This is a genomic window from Citromicrobium sp. JLT1363, from assembly GCF_000186705.1.
Lineage (GTDB): Bacteria > Pseudomonadota > Alphaproteobacteria > Sphingomonadales > Sphingomonadaceae > Alteriqipengyuania.
The window spans coordinates 57,085-73,423 of record NZ_AEUE01000002.1 but is presented as its reverse complement, the minus strand read 5'-3'; the positions used below and the strand labels follow the sequence as shown (position 1 = coordinate 73,423).

Here is a 16,339-nt window from a genome sequence, read left to right as displayed (position 1 = left end):
CGGCCTCAGGCCGCCAGAACGCTGCCGTCGATCTCGTAGAGCAGGCTTGCGCCCGCGGTGGCCGAGGCCTTGAGGCCCATCGCCTCGGGCACGATATGATCGAGGAAGAAACGCATCGTGACGCGCTTGGCGTGCTTGCGGCTCGCGTCCTTGCTGTCGTTCATCGCGCGGTGCTGTTGCACCAGCGTCCACCCGGCAACCGCCACGGCGCACATCGCCGTGAAGGGCACGCTGCCCGCCAGCCGATCGTCTAGCGAAGCATCTTCGCGCATCCACTTGGCAATCGCGGCGCATTCGCCAGCCAGCGCCTTCAGCTGCGCTTCGTCGCTCGCATCGCGGGCGATATCGGCAAACAGCTTCTGCAGGGCCTCACCGTCTTCCAGCCCGAGCTTGCGCGTGACCAGATCGGCGGCCTGGATGCCGTTGGTGCCTTCATAGATCGGAGCAATCCGGCTGTCGCGCCAGTGCTGCGCCGCCCCGGTTTCCTCCACGAAGCCCATGCCGCCGTGCACCTGGATGCCCAGCGAGGCGACCTCGATCCCCGTATCCGTCGCCCAGGCCTTGAGCATGGGGACGAGCACTTCGGCACGGGCGCGCGCGTTCGCATCGCCGACATCGCCCCGGTCGACCTGTCCGGCGGTGTAATAGAGCAGACCGCGCATCGCTTCGGTGAGCGAGCGCATCCGCAACAGCATGCGCCGCACGTCCGGATGGTCCATGATGGCCACCGGCGTGCGGTCCTCTGCACCCGCGCGGGCCGACTGCACCCGCTCGAGCGCATAGGCGACCGCCTGCTGCGTCGCGCGTTCGGCAATCTGGACACCCTGCGAACCCACATTGATCCGGGCGTTGTTCATCATCGTGAACATTGCTGCGAGCCCGCGGTTCTCTGCACCAACAAGTTCGCCGATGCACGCGTCGTCGTCGCCATACGACATGACGCAGGTGGGCGAAGCGTTGATCCCCAGCTTGTGTTCGATGCTGACACAGCGGACATCGTTGCGCGCGCCGGGCGTGCCGTCGTCCTTCAGGTGATACTTGGGCACGAGGAAGAGCGAGATGCCACGGCTTCCCTCGGGCGCATCCGGCAGGCGCGCCAGAACCAGGTGGATGATGTTCTCCGCCAGGTCGTGCTCGCCCCAGGTGATGTAGATCTTCTGGCCCTTGATCCGGTATTTCCCGGCGTGCTCGCCATCCTCGATCAGGTGGGCGGTGGTGCGCAGTGCACCCACGTCGCTGCCCGCCTGCGGCTCGGTCAGGTTCATCGTGCCCGACCATGCCCCGCTGATCAGATCGGGCAGGTAGCGCGCCTGCTGCTCCGCCGTTCCGTGCGCCTGCAGCGCCTCAATCGCCCCGACCGAGAGCATGGGCAGCAGGTTCAGCGCCATGTTCGCCGTGCCCAGGTTTTCCAGCACGTTGCACGCTAGCGTGAAGGGCAGGCCCTGCCCGCCATGTTCGGCAACGCCCGCAATCGCGTTCCAGCCCTGCTCGACATAGGCCTGGTAGGCCTGCTCGAATCCGTCGGGCAGGCGCACGACACCGTTTTCCAGCTTCGCGCCTTCGAGGTCGCCCTTGCGGTTGAGCGGGGCCCATTCGCCCGCGGCGAACTGGCCCACGCCTTCGACGATCGCCTCGACCAGGTCGGGCTCGGCTGCGGCAAAGCGCTCGCTCTGCGCCAGCTCGGCGATCCGGGCATTGGCGCGAATGGCGAGCAGCTGGTCCTGGGTGGCGGGCTTGTAGGTCATTGCGGGGGCGTCCTCTTGGTTTTCTTGACTGCCGGATATAGCGCGCAGGGATGGACCGCAAATACGTTACGGAAAAGGTATTGGCCGATGCGGCGGGAATCGCCCGCGCAGCCGAGATCCTGCACGCCGGCGGTTTGGTCGCCGTGCCGACCGAGACGGTCTACGGCCTCGCGGCCCGCGCCGATAGGGAAGAAGCGGTGGCGCGGATATTCGCGGCGAAAGGCCGGCCGAGCTTCAATCCGCTGATTGTCCACGTCGGCGACGAAGAGCAGGCGGCGCGATATGCCCGATGGTCCAACGCCGCGCAGACCGCCGTAGAGACGGCCTGGCCGGGGCCGCTGACCGTGGTGATTCCCTCCAGGCCGGATGCAGGATTGGCGCCGGCCGTGACGGCAGGCCTGCCAACGGTTGCTCTGCGCTGCCCGGCCCATCCCGCGATGCAGCAGCTGCTGGCGGCGGTGGACTTTCCGCTGGCCGCACCCTCCGCCAACCGCAGCGGGTTCATCAGCCCGACATCGGCAGACCATGTGCTGGCGTCGCTGGACGGACGGATAGACCTGGTGCTCGACGCCGGGCCGACCGAGGCCGGGGTCGAATCATCGATTCTGGCGATCCGCGACGACGGATCGTGGGAAGAACTGCGCGCGGGCCCCATCGACCTCGACGCGCTGCATCGCCAGTATTTCGGGAAGGATATGCCCGCTCCGGGGGAGGGCAGAACGCTCGAAGCGCCAGGTCAGCTCGCCAGCCATTACGCTCCGGGCAAACCTTTGCGCCTTGGCGTCACGCGTCCCGAAACGGACGAGTTCATGATCGGCTTCGGCGCAACGCGGGGTGACGTCACGCTGTCGGCTGGCGGCGATCTCGGCGAAGCCGCGCGGAACCTCTATGCGTGCCTGCACAAGGCCGCCGGATCGCAAAAGCCGCGTATCGCGGTCGCGCAAGTACCCGGGGAAGGGGTGGGCAAGGCGATCAACGACCGGCTGCGGCGTGCTGCCGCGCCCGTCGATCAGTCGTCGGGCTCGTAGGGTATCGTCGGGCGAAGCCGCTCGATCTCTTCGTAGGTTTCGCGCGCCTTCTCGCAGGCCTTGCGGCTTCCGTCTTCGCAATCTTCGCGCTGGTCGCGATAGCGGCGTTCGAGCTTGCCCAGCTCTTCCTCGCGCTTGCGCAGTTCACGCCCGCGCTTCTCGTCCGCCTCGCTCTGGCTGGTGGTTGCCAGATCGACCGCCTTGCTACCGACCTTGATTGGCGCAGTGGCGATATCCAGCGCAGTCTTCGCAATGCAGCCCTGGAGAGCAATGGCGGCCAGGCCGAGCAGGAGGAGGGAGGGCGTGCGCGTCATGCCTCCTCCTTAGCCAATGCGATGGCCGCCGGATAGTCGCCTACTGCGCGCTTTGCTCGTCTTGTGTCGAGGCGGTGCCGGTGTCGGCCTCGGACGCACTGGCGCCCGCACCGCTACGCTCGCACTTGACCGTACCGGAACCCATTGATTTGACCGAGCAACTCGCTGAGCCGAGGACGGTAACGTCGCCCGATCCCATGATGCTCGCCTCGACGGTGCCATTCGAAGAAAACACCGCATCGCCAGAGCCCGCAATCGAGATATCGGCGTTCTCCACCTGCACGTCGCGCAGGTCCACGTCGCCCGAGCCCGCGATGGAGAGATCGAGCGTTTCGGCAGAGCCCGCGCCGACCAGATCGCCCGAGCCCGCAATGCTCACCTCGAGCGTGCCGGCCGCGATGCGCGCCACCCGCGCCTCGCCCGAGCCGGCGATGGAAACCGACGCTTCCCCGCCGCTGCCGAGCCGGTCAAGTTCGATCTCGCCCGATCCGGCGAGCGACAGGCTGTTGGGCGTCGGCATTGTCACACGCACGGTTGCCACGGAGCTGCCCATCAGGCGGCCCTCACGCGAGATTTCCAGCTCGTCACCGTCCATTTCGAACCGCACCCCTTCGGTCGCTTCGGCGCTGCCCTCGACTTCGATGGCCAGGGTTTCTCCCGAGGTCACGACTACCCGATCGGGTCCGGCGAGCGAGATCCCGGTTGGCGTGGCGTCGGCATAGTCGAACTCGGACAGCGGGACGCCGTCGCTAGAGTTGATCGAGAAATTGCTGCCGCAGGCAGCGAGCAGCGCCGCTGCCCCTGCAAGCACGATGCCGGACCGGAATTTCATGTCATTCTCCCACCGAATAGCTGTGTTACCATACTAATACAGGTGGGCGGTCCGGGCAACCCCAACGAAGAAGGGCCGCCCCGGTATGGAGCGGCCCTCGTCGATCAGTATGGGGCGCCCGTCGATCGGGTGCCGGTCAGCCGATCATGCCTCCTCGGCATTCTCGTAATATTGCGGCGCGTGTTCGCGCAGCACGGAGAGAATCTTCTCGAGAGCGGCGGGCTCGTCGGTCTCTTCCATCGCTGCGAGCTCGCGCGCGAGGCGGCTGGAGGCAGCTTCGAAGATCTGCCGTTCGGAATAGCTCTGTTCGGGCTGATCGTCGGGGCGGAAAAGGTCGCGCGTCACTTCCGCGATGGAAACCAGATCGCCGGAATTGATCTTGGCTTCGTATTCCTGCGCACGGCGGCTCCACATCGTGCGCTTGACCTTGGGCTTGCCCTTGAGCGTTTCCATCGCCTCTTTGAGAGTCTTGCTGCTGGAAAGCTTGCGCATGCCGATCGATTCGACCTTGTTGACCGGTACCCGAAGGGTCATCCGCTCTTTCTCGAAGCGCAGAACGTAAAGATCGAGCTCCATCCCCGCGATCTCTTCGCTCTGCAGTTCGACCACCTGGCCGACACCATGCTTGGGATAAACGACATAATCGCCGACATCGAAGGCGAGAGCCTTGGCTGCCATGAAAATTCCTTTCTACCGAAGGCGGGGGCGAGGCGTCACAGGCACAAGAGGACCGGTCGCCCGCGTGGGGCGAAAGTCCAGTTGCGAGGTGATGCCGGGGAAACCTGCCTTTCAACGTTCAAGTACCGCAGCGATGCTCACCGCAACGGGGCAGCCTATATAGCAGGTTCGAGCGAATATTGCGAGTCAATGAAACAAATGGGACGCGTCAATTTCGCTCGGCCCGCGCCTGCACGAATTCCCCGCCGAGCAGCAAGACAAAGGCGCTGAGATAGAACCAGGTCAGCAGGATGACGACCGCGCCGAGCGAGCCGTAGGTGGCGTTATAGTTGGCGAAATTGGCAACATAGCTGCCGAAAAGCGCGGTTGCGCCAACCCAGACGAAGGCGAAAATCGCAGCGCCGGGCAGTACCGCACTCCATGGCGGGTCGGGCCGGTTGGGGGCGAAGCGATAGAGAAAGCCGGCGCCCAGCATCCCGACAAGGAACATCAGCCCGAAGCTGGCAACCGGAGCCGCCGCGCCGGGCAGGGCTGCGGCCAGTGAGATGGCGGTACCGGCCAGCGCAAGCGCGAAGACCGCACCCAGGGTGACGATGATCGCGATCGCATTGCTTTTCAGAAAGCCGCGGTCCTCCTCGACATTGAAGACCACGTTCAGCCCGCCGATCACACCGCCTGCCGCGTTGCGCGCCCCGAACAGGGCGAGCGCCAGCGCGATGGCCAGACCCAGGCCCTTGGTGTTATCGTTTGCCTCGGTAACGGAACGCAACTGGTCGCCGATCAGCGAGGCGGCGCTGGGCGGCAATCCACGGCCGAGCGAGGCGATGTCGCGGGCGACAACCTCCGGCGTGGCGACCAGGCCGTACAGCAATACGCACACCGCCAGCAGCGGCACCATTGCCAGGAAGGCGTAATAGGAGACGCCCGCCGCGACGAGACCGGCATTGTCCTCGCTCGCGCCGCGCCAGGTTTGTTTGAGTGTATCGAGCATTCGAGTCCCCCGTTTCTAGGGGAATCGACTCAGTCTCCCTCGCCGGGTTCCGCCGTGAAGAACTTTTCGAACTTGCCCTCTTCGCCCTTGTGCTCGTCGGCGTCCTCGGGCGGGTCCTTCTTCTGCGTGATATTGGGCCATTCGTTGGAGAACTTGGTGTTCAGTTCCAGCCACTTCTCCAACCCGTCCTCGGTATCGGGCAGAATCGCCTCGGCCGGGCACTCGGGCTCGCACACACCGCAATCGATGCATTCGCTGGGGTTGATGACGAGCATGTTCTCGCCCTCGTAGAAGCAGTCGACCGGGCAAACCTCGACGCAGTCGGTATATTTGCATTTGATACAGGCGTCGGTGACGACGTAGGTCATGGGCGTGTTCCTTGCGCGCCGTTGGTTTCTGGCGCCGCTGCTAGTGTGTCGGTGCCGGGGCGGTCAAGCAGGCTGTAACATCCCTGCGCCTCGGCAGGAGGGCCTCTGCGATCCGGCAGGCTCTCGATCCGGATCACGACGACCCCGGCCTTGCGCGGTATGGTGAGCACATCGCCCGCCGCGATCTCGCGCGCAACCCGCTCCACACGCGCTCCGTTCAGCCGAAGATGGCCGCTTTCGATGAGGCTGCGGGCCGCGCTGCGCGTGCGCACGAAGCGCAGACGGCACAGCACCAGGTCGAGCCGCATCAGCGACTGCTCCGCATTACGAAAGCATATCTTTCAGCGCTGCAAACGCATTTTCTGGCCGTGGCTCGCGCGGCTTGCCATTCGCGCCCTGATCGGCCCGTCCCGAACCCTGTGGCTTGCCGCGCCCCTTGCCCCCGGGCTTGCTGGCCCCCTTGGCGTGACGGGACTTGCCCTGCCGACGATGCTCTCCATCGCTCCCCCGCGCGCCTGAGCGCGATCCCGACCTTTGCGGCAGCCAGCGCCAGCGATCGGGCAGGGCGGGGCCGAAAGCACCCTCGGGCACGGGCTTGCCCTCGACCATCCGGAAACCCGCCGCGCCCAGCAGCCGCTTGATGCTGTCCGGCGTGAGGCCCGTCGACACGGCCAGGGCAGTATCGAGCACGAAGGGCGCACCGCGACCGCGCTTCTCTCCTGCGCCCTTCGCCTTCGCTCTCGCTTCGTGCGCCTGCCTGAACAGCTTCTCCGCAATGTCGACGCGCACCAGCTGCTCGCCCGCCGGGCGGTATCCGGCTGGCAACGGCTTGGTAGCGGGAATGACCGAACGCATCGCCTCGTCGATCGGACGCCGGTCGATCCCGGCCTGCTTCATTGCGAGGCGCGGCGCGGGCTTGAGCAGCGCGGGCGCGAAGATATCCAGCGCGCCGAACACCACGCCCACCTTGCGCAGGAAGGGCCGCGCTTCCTTGGGCAGGTTCTCGATCCCCGCACGCTCGCGCGTGACGATGCCATGCCCGTCGAGGAGGTTGAGCAGCAGCGCACGCGCCCAAGAGGTCGCGTCCTCGCTCTTCGAGGCGAGCTGCAACTTGCGCAGCGGTTCGAGCGGTGCGAGCCACTCCTTCACCTTGGCTTCGATGGCAGCGATGAACGCGGCACGCGCGCCTTCGGGCAGCCGGTCAAGCTCGCGCGCGGGCTTCAGCCGGGGCTCGGCCGGATCGACCGGATGTTCCAGCCGGGCGATTTCCTGATCGCCCCACATCACCCGTCCATCGCGTAGCGCGACCCCATCCAGCCCGCTCTCGCGCAGCTTTTCGGCCTGGGTGGCAAGGATACGCGGCAGAGCCTTTTCGCCCGCCGACAGCAGCATCTTGCGGTCGCCCGCCGCTGCATGCGGATCGATGGCGAAGCGGAAGCCCTCCAGCTTGCCGATCGCCTGGTCTTCCACAAGCAGTGTGCCGTCGTCCTCCAGCGAAATGGGGAGGAGCGAGGGATCATTGCCAAGATGCTTCATTAAAACGGATGTCCTTCGATTCACGAACCGCTCTGTCAGGCGCATGTGCAGCGCGTCCGACAGGCGGGCTTCGACCGCGCGGGCGCGCGCCGCCATTTCGTCGCGCGCGAGCACCCAGTCGGGTCGCTGGCAGATATAGGCCCAAGACCGGATCGCGGCTATCCGTCCCTGTAGCACGGCAATGTCGCCGCGTACCGTATCGAGTTCTGCGATCCGGGCGGCGACGAAGTCTGCGCCGATATAGCCTTCGCGCAAGTCCTGCCACAGCCGCGTGACGAAGCGCGCATGCGTGTCGACACCCGATGCGCGGAAATCGGGCAGAGAGCACACTTCCCAGAAGCGCCGCACATTGGCTGGGCCGCGAATGGCCTGCGCAAAAGGCTGGTCGGCCAGCTTGCGCAATACCGCGAGGTCGATCGATTCGGGCGCAGGCGCCAGTTCGCGCTCGTCGGGCTTGGCCGAAAGATCGGCGATCAGCGTGTTCAGCGTATCGAAGCGCGGCTCCGCCTCGCGCCAGAACAGCTTGGTCAGCGGCTGGAAGCGGTGTTCTTCGATGGCGAAGATTTCTTCTTCGGTGAACTCGGCATCCTGCCCGCCCATGCCGACGAGTGCACCGAAGCTGCCATCCCGGTGGTGCCGCCCCGCGCGACCGGCGATCTGCGCCATTTCCGAGGGGGTCAGACGCCGCCGCTTAACGCCGTCGAACTTGGCGAGGCTGGCGAAGGCGACATGGGTGACGTCAAGATTGAGGCCCATCCCGATGGCGTCGGTCGCCACGATGTAGTCGACCTCGCCATTCTGGAACAATTCGACCTGCCGGTTGCGCGTCTCCGGGCTCAGCGCACCCATCACCACCGCCGCACCGCCACGCTGGCGGCGCAGCATTTCGGCGATGGCGTAAACCTGCTCGGACGAGAAGGCGACCACCGCGCTGCGCTTGGGAAGGCGCGAAAGTTTCTTCGCGCCACCATGGGCGAGCGTGGAAAAGCGCGGGCGTTCGGTCAGCTCCACATGGGGGATCAGCGACTGGATCAGGGGCGCTGCGGTCGCCGAACCCAGCAGCATGGTCTCTTCCCGACCGCGTGCATTGAGCAGGCGGTCGGTGAAGACATGCCCACGTTCGCGGTCGGCTGCGAGCTGCACCTCGTCGATCGCCACGAAGGCATGGCCGCCGCCATCATGCGGCATGGCCTCTGCCGTACACAGGAAATAGCGCGCATCCTTCGGCTCGATGCGTTCTTCACCGGTAATCAGCGCAACCGCCTTTTCGCCCTTGATGGCGACGACGCGATCGTAAACCTCGCGCGCCAGAAGCCGCAGCGGGAAGCCCATCGCGCCGCTCGAGTGGCCGCACATCCGCTCTATGGCGAGGTGGGTCTTGCCGGTGTTGGTGGGGCCAAGGACAGCCTTGATCGAAGGCGCGGACATGCACCCCATGTGGCAAGGCTGCGCGCGCACCGCAAGCGAGCCACCGGCTCGGCGCTTCCAGGGCTCGCCCCACCGAAGTTCGACGCCGATACCTCGCGTGATTAAACGGCAATTAAGAATGCAATGGCACAAACGCGCCTCAACCGATAAGCGCCGCCCCTTCGCATGACCGGGGTCCGGAGCGGCAGTACCAGACTATCGGAGACGGGATCTGACTTACGCCGAACGGTCGGCAGCGCACATGCCGGAAACGCAAGATGCGCAGCCGACGGACATCCAGCAGGACGACAGCGCCCCCGCGCAGTTCCGCGAACCCGTGGGCAAGGCCGCCGGCGGCGCGCACGCGCGATTGGCCAGCTTTGCGCGCTCCGGCACGCGAATCGCCCGCGATGGGATCGCCCGTCTGGAACAGGCCGATCTTGCGCCCGACCTGGCGCAGAATATCGGCAGTGCGCGCTGGTTCCGCGGGGCCGCCACCTTCCTCTCGCTCACCGCCGTGGCCCTGGCCTTCTGGCCGGATTTCTCGCCTCTCGAAGCCGCGCCCGCATTGCGTCTCGACGACCGGACGCGCGAAGAATTCCGCAGCCAGACGATCATGCCACTCGCGCTCGGGGGCGATACGGGCGCGCGGATGGCCGCGAGCGCGCTGGTACGGCCCCTGCGCGACGCGCCGGAGCGCCCGCAGCTGGAAAGCACCGCCACCTTCGGCCGCAGCGACAGCCTGGCCGGCATTCTCGCCCGGCAGGGAGTGGGTCAGTCCGACGCGGAACGAGCGGCGCAGCTGGTTGCGCAGGCGATCTCGCTCGAAGAGATCGAGCCGGGCACGCAGATCGACGTTACTCTTGGCCGCCGGACCGATCCGGGCCGGCAGCGACCGCTCGACGAGTTGCGGTTTCGCGCGCGATTCGATCTCTCGCTGGCCGTGGCGCGGGGGAGCGATGGCAATCTCTCCCTGATCCGCGAGCCGATCGAAGTCGACGAGACCCCGCTGCGCCTGCGCGGGACCGTGGGCGAGAGCCTCTACCGCTCCGCGCGCGCGGCAGGCGCGCCCGCCAGCGCGATCCAGGCCTATCTCAAGGCGCTGGGTGATCACGAGGATCTCGACAAGGCGCTGCAGGCCGGCGACACCTTCGACATGATCGTTTCCTATCGCCGCGCGGCAACAGGAGAACGGCAGGCGGGGCGCCTGCTCTATGCGGGTATCGAGCGCGATGGAGAGGCCACCACGCAGCTGATGCGCTGGGGCAGCGACGGCCAGTTCTACGAAGCGTCGGGCGTGGGCGAGCAGCGCTCGGGCCTGGTCGCACCGGTGCCGGGGCCGATCGGTTCGCGCTACGGCATGCGCCGCCACCCGATCCTGCGCTACAAGCGCATGCATGCAGGCGTAGATTACCGCGCGCGGCACGGAACGCCGATCGTCGCGCCGACCGACGGACGCGTGACCAGCGCAGGCCGGGCGGGCGGTTGCGGCAACGCCGTGCGGCTCGCTCACGAGGGCGGGCTGAGCACGCGCTTCTGCCACATGAGCCGGATGGCCGTATCGCGCGGCCAATATGTGAAGCGTGGCCAGATCATCGGCTATGTCGGCTCGACCGGCCTCTCCACCGGGCCGCACCTCCATTACGAGATGTATCGCGGCGGGCGCCATGTCGATCCGCTGTCGGTCCGCTACGTCACGCGCGCCACGCTGAGCGGCGAGCAGCTGCGCCGTTTCCGCTCCACTCTGGACGCGCTCAAGACGGTGGAGGCAGGTGCGGCGCTGGAAGACATGCATCCCAGCAGGCCCGTATCGGAGAACCCCGTGCGCGAGATCGACCGTGTTGCGCTCCACGCGCGCCATGCACGGGGCAGCTAACCCGCTTGCGGCGTGCGTGGCCTTGCGCCACACCGCGCGGCCATGAGTGCAAACTTTCCCGCCACCCGGCTTCGCCGCACCCGCTCCGCCGACTGGAGCAGGCGCCTCCACCGTGAAAACACGCTGTCGCCGGCCGATCTGATCTGGCCGCTGTTCGTGATCGAGGGAGAGGGCGCCGAACAACCCGTCGCCAGCCTGCCCGGCGTCAGTCGCTGGTCGATCGACCTGCTGCTGGAACGTGTGGCCGAAGCGATCGCGCTTGGCATTCCGGCAATCGCGCTCTTTCCCAACACGCCGCCCGACAGGCGCAGCGACGAGGCGGAAGAAGCCTGGAACCCCGACAACCTGATCTGCCGCGCCCTGCGCGCGATCCGCGAGCGCTTCGGCGATGACATAGGCGTGGTCTGCGACGTCGCGCTCGATCCCTATACCAGCCACGGCCACGACGGGTTGCTGGATGAAAGCGGCTACGTCACCAATGACGCAACGCTGGATGCGCTGGTCAAGCAGTCGCTCAACCAGGCGGCGGCGGGCGCGGATGTGATCGCCCCGTCGGACATGATGGACGGCCGCGTCGCCGCTATCCGGCAGGCGCTCGAAGACGCCGGGCACACCAATGTCCAGATCATGAGCTACGCGGCCAAGTATGCCTCGGCCTTTTACGGCCCGTTCCGCGATGCGGTGGGCTCTGGCGACCGGCTGAGGGGCGACAAGCGCACCTACCAGCTCGACCCGGCCAATAGCGACGAGGCCATGCGCGAGATCGCGATGGACATTGCCGAAGGCGCGGACAGCGTGATGGTGAAGCCCGGGCTCGCCTATCTCGACATCATCCGCATGGCGCGCGACCGGTTCGATGTGCCTGTGTTCGCCTATCAGGTGAGCGGCGAATATGCGCTGGTCGAAGCGGGTGTGGCTGCGGGGGTCGGCGCGCGCGAGCCGCTGGTGATGGAAAAGCTGATGGCCTTCAAACGGGCCGGATGTGCGGGGATCCTTACCTATTATGCACCCTTCGCGGCGCGCCTTCTGAATGGCTGACGTCAAGGTGGCGGACTTTCGGCACGAGACCGAACGCCTGATCCTGCGCGACTGGCGGGAGGATGACTGGCCGGCGTTCTGGGAGGGAACCAACACGCCCGCCGTCATGCGCTGGCTGGGCGGGGTGTGCGATGCAGACAAACGGCAGGGCGCGCAGGATCGCCTGCTGTCGTACAAGCACGATTACGGCCACACGTTCTGGGCAGTGGAGCGCAAGGGCGATGGCGCCATCCTCGGCTTTTGCGGGCTCAAACGCTGCAACCAGGCGGGCGGACCGGTAGGCACGATGGAGGTCGGCTGGCGGCTGCGTGAGGATGCGTGGGGCCAGGGCTATGCAAGGGAAGCCGCCACGGCCTCGCTCGACATCGCCTTCGAGGCATTTGATGCCGAGGAAGTCGTCGCGCTGACCGTGGCGCGCAACACGGCGAGCTGGGGCCTGATGAAGCGGCTGGGCATGCGGCGGCGCGAGGACCTCGATTTCCAGAATGCCGATTTCGACGCCGAGGACCCCACGATCATCGTCTATTCCATCGACCCCGAGACATGGGAGCACTCGCGATGAGGCTTTCGCCCCGCGTACTGTTCGTCTTCACGATCCTGCTCGGCAGCTTCCTGCTGTTCCTCGTCCAGCCGCTGGTCGCGCGGCTGGCGCTGCCGCAGCTGGGCGGAGCGCCGAACGTCTGGAACAGCGCGATGCTGGTCTATCAGGCGCTGCTGCTGGGCGGCTATGCCTATGCCCACATCCTTTCCCGCGCGACGCTGCGCAGGCAGGCGCTGGTCCATCTTGCCCTGATGGCGCTTGCCCTGCTGACCCTGCCCATTGCGCTGGCGGATGTGCCGCAGCCGGCGGGCTGGGAGGTGTTCTGGGTTCCGCTGCTGCTGGTTGCGACGATCGGACCGCTGTTCTTCATCGTCGCCGCGCAGGCCCCGCTGGTCCAGCGCTGGTACGCCGCAGACCCCGATGCAGGAGACCCTTACTGGCTTTACGGCGCCTCCAATATCGGCAGCTTCGCAGGGCTTCTCAGCTATCCGCTGCTGCTCGAACCCAACCTGTCGCTTGCCGGGCAGAGCACCGTCTGGGCGCTCGGTTACGGGCTGCTGATCGCATGCATGGCTGCGCTGGCATGGCTGCGCTGGCGCACCCCGCTCCACGCTGACAGCCCGGCCGGGCAGGGCGAGCCCGAGGACGGCGAGCCGATCGGCTGGCGGCGCATCCTCTTCTGGCTCGCACTCTCGGCGGTGCCATCGGGCCTGATGCTGTCGACCACCACGCACCTGACGACCGATATCGTGGCGATGCCGCTGCTGTGGGTACTGCCGCTGGGGCTTTACCTGCTCAGCTTCGTGTTCGCCTTCAACGAGCGCAGCGCGCTGGGTTTCGCGCTCACGCGCACCGCGCCAACCATCCTGCTGCTGGCGGGTGCGATGGCGATGGTCAGCCGCGGGTCGGACGGGGTGTCGCTGGCGCTGGCGGCGGTGCTGATGCTGTTCGTGGTTGCCACCGCACTCCACCGGCGGCTCTATGCCAGCCGCCCGGCGCCCACGCAGCTCACCCGGTTCTACCTCGTCATGAGTGCGGGCGGCGCACTGGGGGGAGTGTTCGCCGCCATCGTCGCACCGCTGCTGTTCGACTGGGTGTGGGAGCATCCGCTGCTGGTGCTCGCCGCGGGGGCGCTGCTGCCGCAGAACCCGCTGATCGCGTGGATGGACCGGCTGGGGCTCGACGCGCGCGCCAGGCTCGTCGCCAGGCTCGCGCTGGTTGCGGCCGCCGCGCTGCTCGGCCTGTGGATGGCTCACGCGCTGGACAATGCGCAGAGCTTCACGGTCCATCTGCTGCTGCTGGCCATCGCGCTGCTTGGCGTTCTGGCACTGGGCAAAAGGTGGGCCTTCCTCGCCATCCTGCTGATCGCGATGCTGGCGCGCGGCGGGTGGGATACGCTGGAGGAGAGCGCGCAGGGCATCCGCGAACGCAGCTATTTCGGCGTCTATACGATCCGCCAGCATTCGGACCCGGACACCCGTCTGCTGCTGCACGGTACGACGATCCACGGGCGCCAATTCCTCGATCCCGAACGGCGCCGCGCGCCGACCAGCTATTACGGGCCGACTTCGGGCGTGGGTCTGGCGCTGTCCGGCGCGCGAGAGATCTACGGACCGGGCGCCCAGATCGGCGTGATCGGCCTGGGGACGGGGACACTGGCCTGCTACCGCGAGCCGGGGCAGGACTACACTTTCTACGAGATCGACCCGATGGTGGTCGAATATTCGCGCGACCGGGTGTTCTCGTTCCTGGCCGATTGCGCTCCCGAAGCCGGCATTCACCTGGGCGATGCGCGGCTCGCGCTCGAATCCGAACCCGCGCAGCAGTACGATGTGCTCGCCGTGGATGCCTTCAGCTCCGATGCGATCCCGCTGCACCTGCTGACGCGCGAGGCGATGCACACCTATGGCCGCGCGCTCAAGCCCGACGGGCTGATGCTGGTCCACATCTCCAACCGCTATCTCGACCTGCGGCCGGTGATCGCGGCCCATGCGGCCCAGAACGGCTGGATCGCGCTGATGCGCGACGATCCGGCGGTGCGGGAAGACGGGATCAGCGCCAGCTTCTGGGTTGCAATCGCAAGCGATCCGCAGCCCATCGCAAGGCTTCTTCTGTCCAGCCCGCAGACCGACTGGATCGAGCTGGACGACCCCGCGCCGCAGGTGTGGACCGACGATTTCGCCTCGATCCTGCCTCTGCTAGACTGGAATGCGATTTTGGGAGGCTCTCCATGAGCGATACGATAACCGGCGACACGGCTCACGGCAGACCGGGCGTGCGCCTGATCCCCATCCACGGCAAGGCGCCGCGTATTCACGAAACCGCCTTCATCGCGCCGGGCACGGTGATCGTGGGCGATGTGACGATCGGGGCGGGCAGTTCGATCTGGTACAATTGCGTGCTGCGTGCCGATGTCAGCTCGATAACCATCGGCGAGCGGACCAATGTGCAGGACGGCAGCGTGCTCCACTGCGACGGTCCTTCGCCGCAATACCCCGATGGCTGCCCGCTGGTGATCGGCGACGATGTGCTGATCGGCCACATGGCGATGGTTCACGGCTGCACGATACATGATCGCGGGTTCGTGGGCCTCGGCGCGATTGCGATGAACAAGGCGGTGATCGGCAGCGACGCGATGCTGGCGGCGGGCGCGATGCTGACCGAGACCAAGCAGATGGGCGCGCGCGAATTGTGGGGCGGTCGTCCGGCGCGCAAGATGCGCGATCTCGACGATGCGGCGATTGCCGGAATGCAGCTGGGCGTTGCGCACTATGCCGAAAACGCAAAGCACCACGCGGCGGCGATTGCCGGGAGCGGGAACGGCGCCTGACACACCTGACACAGTGTCCAGGGGCCGAAAAATCGCCCCTTCATGCCGGGTACGATCAGGGTCGTGACAACGATGCGAAAGAACGCATGTCCCATGCCACGCCGGTGCATCTGTAGGACAGCAGCAAATGGCGCGCGCTAAGCCCGACCTGCCCGATGCCGAAGCCCTGCGCGCACTGGCAAAGGGGGGCGAGCTGCGCGTGCGGGTAACGCCGGGCGCGCGCACCGAATCGATCTCCATCCTCGATGGCGGCGTGCAGGTGAAGGTGCGCGCGAAGCCCCAGGACGGCGCCGCCAATGCGGCAGTAGAAGCGCTGGTCGCCAAGGCACTGGGCATTCCCAAATCGCATTGCCGCCTGTTGCGCGGCGCAACTTCGCGCGAGAAGGTGCTGGCGGTTACGCTGTAGGTGCGCGCGCCGGGATGCGCATCGCCGCCAGGCACAGCGCCAGCGCGAAAGCGCAGGCGACCCACAGCGATGCCGCGCCCCAGTACAGCCCCACCACCGCACCGCCCAGTGCCCCGGCAAGCAGGCTGAGCCACAGCAGCGCGAAGGGCAGCGGGTTGGCCTTGCGGTCTCCTGCAATCCGGTCGGCCAGCAGCTGGCCCGTGCGCACCAGCGCGCCGGTCATGTAGGTCAGGCCCACCGGGCTTTCGCGATTGGCACTGAGCGCGGTGTTGAGCGCGCCCATGGCGACCACCAGCAGGCCGAGCGAAATCTCCCGCAGCTCCACGAAGCGCGCCAGCGCGGCGCAGACGAGCAGCGCGGCGACCAGCGCGGTGACGACGACCTTGCGCCGTGACGCCAGACGGTCGCCCACCAGCGTTCCCGTGACGACACCGATCACGAAGCCCGCGATCAGCAGCGCGGGCACCGCAACCCGGCTCGCCCCGCCCGCCAGATCGCGCGCCAGCAGCGTGGTGTTGCCGGTCATGAAGGAGACGAAATAGCCGTCGACCTGGAGGAAGCCGGTGACGTCGACGAAACCGGCGAGCGCGGCCACGGCATAGGCGAAGAGACGCTGTTGGGGGGTGAAGCGCTGCATGGGGGAGGCGGTACACCGCGCGGGCCCGGTATTGAAGGCGGTGCTGTTCCGACCTCATCGCCCGCGCCAGCCTCTCCCGTGTCGTCGGCTGGGGTTTCCCGGCTCGAGCGCC

At 66.9% G+C, this 16,339-nt stretch carries 16 protein-coding genes; 7 read left to right on the top strand and 9 right to left on the bottom strand.

Translation table 11 applies throughout. The features are described from left to right. Nucleotides 1–5 precede the first annotated feature (5 nt). A complete protein-coding gene (locus ADAD_RS0102730; RefSeq protein WP_010408993.1) occupies nucleotides 6–1,745 on the bottom strand; it encodes an acyl-CoA dehydrogenase in 1,740 nt (579 codons plus the stop codon). A gap of 50 nt (nucleotides 1,746–1,795) precedes the next feature. Between ADAD_RS0102730 and ADAD_RS0102725 the strand changes: the two genes are divergently transcribed. Next, the gene (locus ADAD_RS0102725; RefSeq protein WP_010408991.1) at nucleotides 1,796–2,773 is read left to right on the top strand and encodes an L-threonylcarbamoyladenylate synthase; all 978 of its coding nucleotides are present in this window, start codon (nucleotides 1,796–1,798) and stop codon (nucleotides 2,771–2,773) included. Here the strand turns inward: ADAD_RS0102725 and ADAD_RS0102720 are convergent. The 7 genes from ADAD_RS0102720 to ADAD_RS0102690 form a co-directional block, all read right to left on the bottom strand. After that, the gene (locus ADAD_RS0102720; protein ID WP_010408990.1) at nucleotides 2,755–3,087 is read right to left on the bottom strand and encodes a hypothetical protein; all 333 of its coding nucleotides are present in this window, start codon (nucleotides 3,085–3,087) and stop codon (nucleotides 2,755–2,757) included. The two genes, ADAD_RS0102725 and ADAD_RS0102720, sit on opposite strands and share 19 nt — an antisense overlap. Nucleotides 3,088–3,127: 40 nt before the next feature. Continuing rightward, nucleotides 3,128–3,919: a head GIN domain-containing protein gene (locus ADAD_RS0102715; protein WP_010408989.1), complete on the bottom strand. Its 792-nt coding sequence runs from the start codon at nucleotides 3,917–3,919 to the stop codon at nucleotides 3,128–3,130. A 144-nt stretch (nucleotides 3,920–4,063) separates the two neighbouring features. Continuing rightward, a complete protein-coding gene (locus ADAD_RS0102710) occupies nucleotides 4,064–4,597 on the bottom strand; it encodes a CarD family transcriptional regulator (RefSeq protein ID WP_010408988.1) in 534 nt (177 codons plus the stop codon). A 208-nt stretch (nucleotides 4,598–4,805) separates the two neighbouring features. Beyond that, on the bottom strand, nucleotides 4,806–5,588 hold the full coding sequence (locus tag ADAD_RS0102705) for a YihY/virulence factor BrkB family protein (protein WP_010408986.1): 783 nt from the start codon (nucleotides 5,586–5,588) through the stop codon (nucleotides 4,806–4,808). A gap of 29 nt (nucleotides 5,589–5,617) precedes the next feature. Beyond that, nucleotides 5,618–5,956, bottom strand: a complete 339-nt coding sequence (gene fdxA / locus ADAD_RS0102700) for a ferredoxin FdxA (RefSeq protein ID WP_010408985.1) — start codon at nucleotides 5,954–5,956, stop codon at nucleotides 5,618–5,620. Continuing rightward, complete coding sequence (locus ADAD_RS0102695) at nucleotides 5,953–6,264, bottom strand: S4 domain-containing protein (protein WP_010408983.1); 312 nt, start codon at nucleotides 6,262–6,264, stop codon at nucleotides 5,953–5,955. Before ADAD_RS0102695 ends, fdxA begins: the two co-directional genes overlap by 4 nt. Before the next feature lie 16 nt (nucleotides 6,265–6,280). After that, nucleotides 6,281–8,920 carry a helicase-related protein gene (locus ADAD_RS0102690; protein ID WP_010408981.1) on the bottom strand — a complete coding sequence of 880 codons (2,640 nt, stop codon included), beginning with the start codon at nucleotides 8,918–8,920 and terminating at the stop codon, nucleotides 6,281–6,283. 241 nt (nucleotides 8,921–9,161) lie between these two features. Here ADAD_RS0102690 and ADAD_RS0102685 point away from each other — a divergent pair, with 241 nt between their 5' ends. The 6 genes from ADAD_RS0102685 (at nucleotide 9,162) to ADAD_RS0102660 (ending at nucleotide 15,590) form a co-directional block, all read left to right on the top strand. Next, entirely contained in the window at nucleotides 9,162–10,775 is a 1,614-nt protein-coding gene (locus ADAD_RS0102685) for a M23 family metallopeptidase (protein ID WP_010408978.1), read from the top strand. Between the two features lie 42 nt (nucleotides 10,776–10,817). Beyond that, the gene (gene hemB, locus ADAD_RS0102680; protein WP_010408977.1) at nucleotides 10,818–11,813 is read left to right on the top strand and encodes a porphobilinogen synthase; all 996 of its coding nucleotides are present in this window, start codon (nucleotides 10,818–10,820) and stop codon (nucleotides 11,811–11,813) included. Then, a complete protein-coding gene (locus ADAD_RS0102675) occupies nucleotides 11,806–12,375 on the top strand; it encodes a GNAT family N-acetyltransferase (protein WP_010408974.1) in 570 nt (189 codons plus the stop codon). The genes hemB and ADAD_RS0102675 overlap by 8 nt, the downstream gene beginning before the upstream one ends. After that, nucleotides 12,372–14,588, top strand: coding sequence for a spermidine synthase (locus ADAD_RS0102670; RefSeq protein ID WP_033193142.1), 2,217 nt, complete (start codon nucleotides 12,372–12,374; stop codon nucleotides 14,586–14,588). The genes ADAD_RS0102675 and ADAD_RS0102670 overlap by 4 nt, the downstream gene beginning before the upstream one ends. Beyond that, nucleotides 14,585–15,184, top strand: a complete 600-nt coding sequence (locus ADAD_RS0102665; protein ID WP_010408968.1) for a gamma carbonic anhydrase family protein — start codon at nucleotides 14,585–14,587, stop codon at nucleotides 15,182–15,184. The genes ADAD_RS0102670 and ADAD_RS0102665 overlap by 4 nt, the downstream gene beginning before the upstream one ends. Before the next feature lie 127 nt (nucleotides 15,185–15,311). Beyond that, nucleotides 15,312–15,590 (top strand): DUF167 domain-containing protein, encoded by a 279-nt coding sequence (locus ADAD_RS0102660; protein ID WP_010408965.1) that lies wholly within the window; start codon nucleotides 15,312–15,314, stop codon nucleotides 15,588–15,590. Here the strand turns inward: ADAD_RS0102660 and ADAD_RS0102655 are convergent. Continuing rightward, nucleotides 15,580–16,227 carry a YoaK family protein gene (locus tag ADAD_RS0102655; RefSeq protein ID WP_010408964.1) on the bottom strand — a complete coding sequence of 216 codons (648 nt, stop codon included), beginning with the start codon at nucleotides 16,225–16,227 and terminating at the stop codon, nucleotides 15,580–15,582. The genes ADAD_RS0102660 and ADAD_RS0102655 overlap by 11 nt on opposite strands. Nucleotides 16,228–16,339 lie beyond the last annotated feature (112 nt).

What these genes read in the sequence shown, in the direction of transcription:
- ADAD_RS0102730 (WP_010408993.1), bottom strand. Translation starts at nt 1,745, where the DNA reads ATGACCTACAAGCCCGCCACCCAGGACCAGCTGCTCGCCATTCGCGCC.
- ADAD_RS0102725 (WP_010408991.1), top strand. Translation starts at nt 1,796, where the DNA reads ATGGACCGCAAATACGTTACGGAAAAGGTATTGGCCGATGCGGCGGGA.
- ADAD_RS0102720 (WP_010408990.1), bottom strand. Translation starts at nt 3,087, where the DNA reads ATGACGCGCACGCCCTCCCTCCTCCTGCTCGGCCTGGCCGCCATTGCT.
- ADAD_RS0102715 (WP_010408989.1), bottom strand. Translation starts at nt 3,919, where the DNA reads ATGAAATTCCGGTCCGGCATCGTGCTTGCAGGGGCAGCGGCGCTGCTC.
- ADAD_RS0102710 (WP_010408988.1), bottom strand. Translation starts at nt 4,597, where the DNA reads ATGGCAGCCAAGGCTCTCGCCTTCGATGTCGGCGATTATGTCGTTTAT.
- ADAD_RS0102705 (WP_010408986.1), bottom strand. Translation starts at nt 5,588, where the DNA reads ATGCTCGATACACTCAAACAAACCTGGCGCGGCGCGAGCGAGGACAAT.
- fdxA (WP_010408985.1), bottom strand. Translation starts at nt 5,956, where the DNA reads ATGACCTACGTCGTCACCGACGCCTGTATCAAATGCAAATATACCGAC.
- ADAD_RS0102695 (WP_010408983.1), bottom strand. Translation starts at nt 6,264, where the DNA reads ATGCGGCTCGACCTGGTGCTGTGCCGTCTGCGCTTCGTGCGCACGCGC.
- ADAD_RS0102690 (WP_010408981.1), bottom strand. Translation starts at nt 8,920, where the DNA reads ATGTCCGCGCCTTCGATCAAGGCTGTCCTTGGCCCCACCAACACCGGC.
- ADAD_RS0102685 (WP_010408978.1), top strand. Translation starts at nt 9,162, where the DNA reads ATGCCGGAAACGCAAGATGCGCAGCCGACGGACATCCAGCAGGACGAC.
- hemB (WP_010408977.1), top strand. Translation starts at nt 10,818, where the DNA reads ATGAGTGCAAACTTTCCCGCCACCCGGCTTCGCCGCACCCGCTCCGCC.
- ADAD_RS0102675 (WP_010408974.1), top strand. Translation starts at nt 11,806, where the DNA reads ATGGCTGACGTCAAGGTGGCGGACTTTCGGCACGAGACCGAACGCCTG.
- ADAD_RS0102670 (WP_033193142.1), top strand. Translation starts at nt 12,372, where the DNA reads ATGAGGCTTTCGCCCCGCGTACTGTTCGTCTTCACGATCCTGCTCGGC.
- ADAD_RS0102665 (WP_010408968.1), top strand. Translation starts at nt 14,585, where the DNA reads ATGAGCGATACGATAACCGGCGACACGGCTCACGGCAGACCGGGCGTG.
- ADAD_RS0102660 (WP_010408965.1), top strand. Translation starts at nt 15,312, where the DNA reads ATGGCGCGCGCTAAGCCCGACCTGCCCGATGCCGAAGCCCTGCGCGCA.
- ADAD_RS0102655 (WP_010408964.1), bottom strand. Translation starts at nt 16,227, where the DNA reads ATGCAGCGCTTCACCCCCCAACAGCGTCTCTTCGCCTATGCCGTGGCC.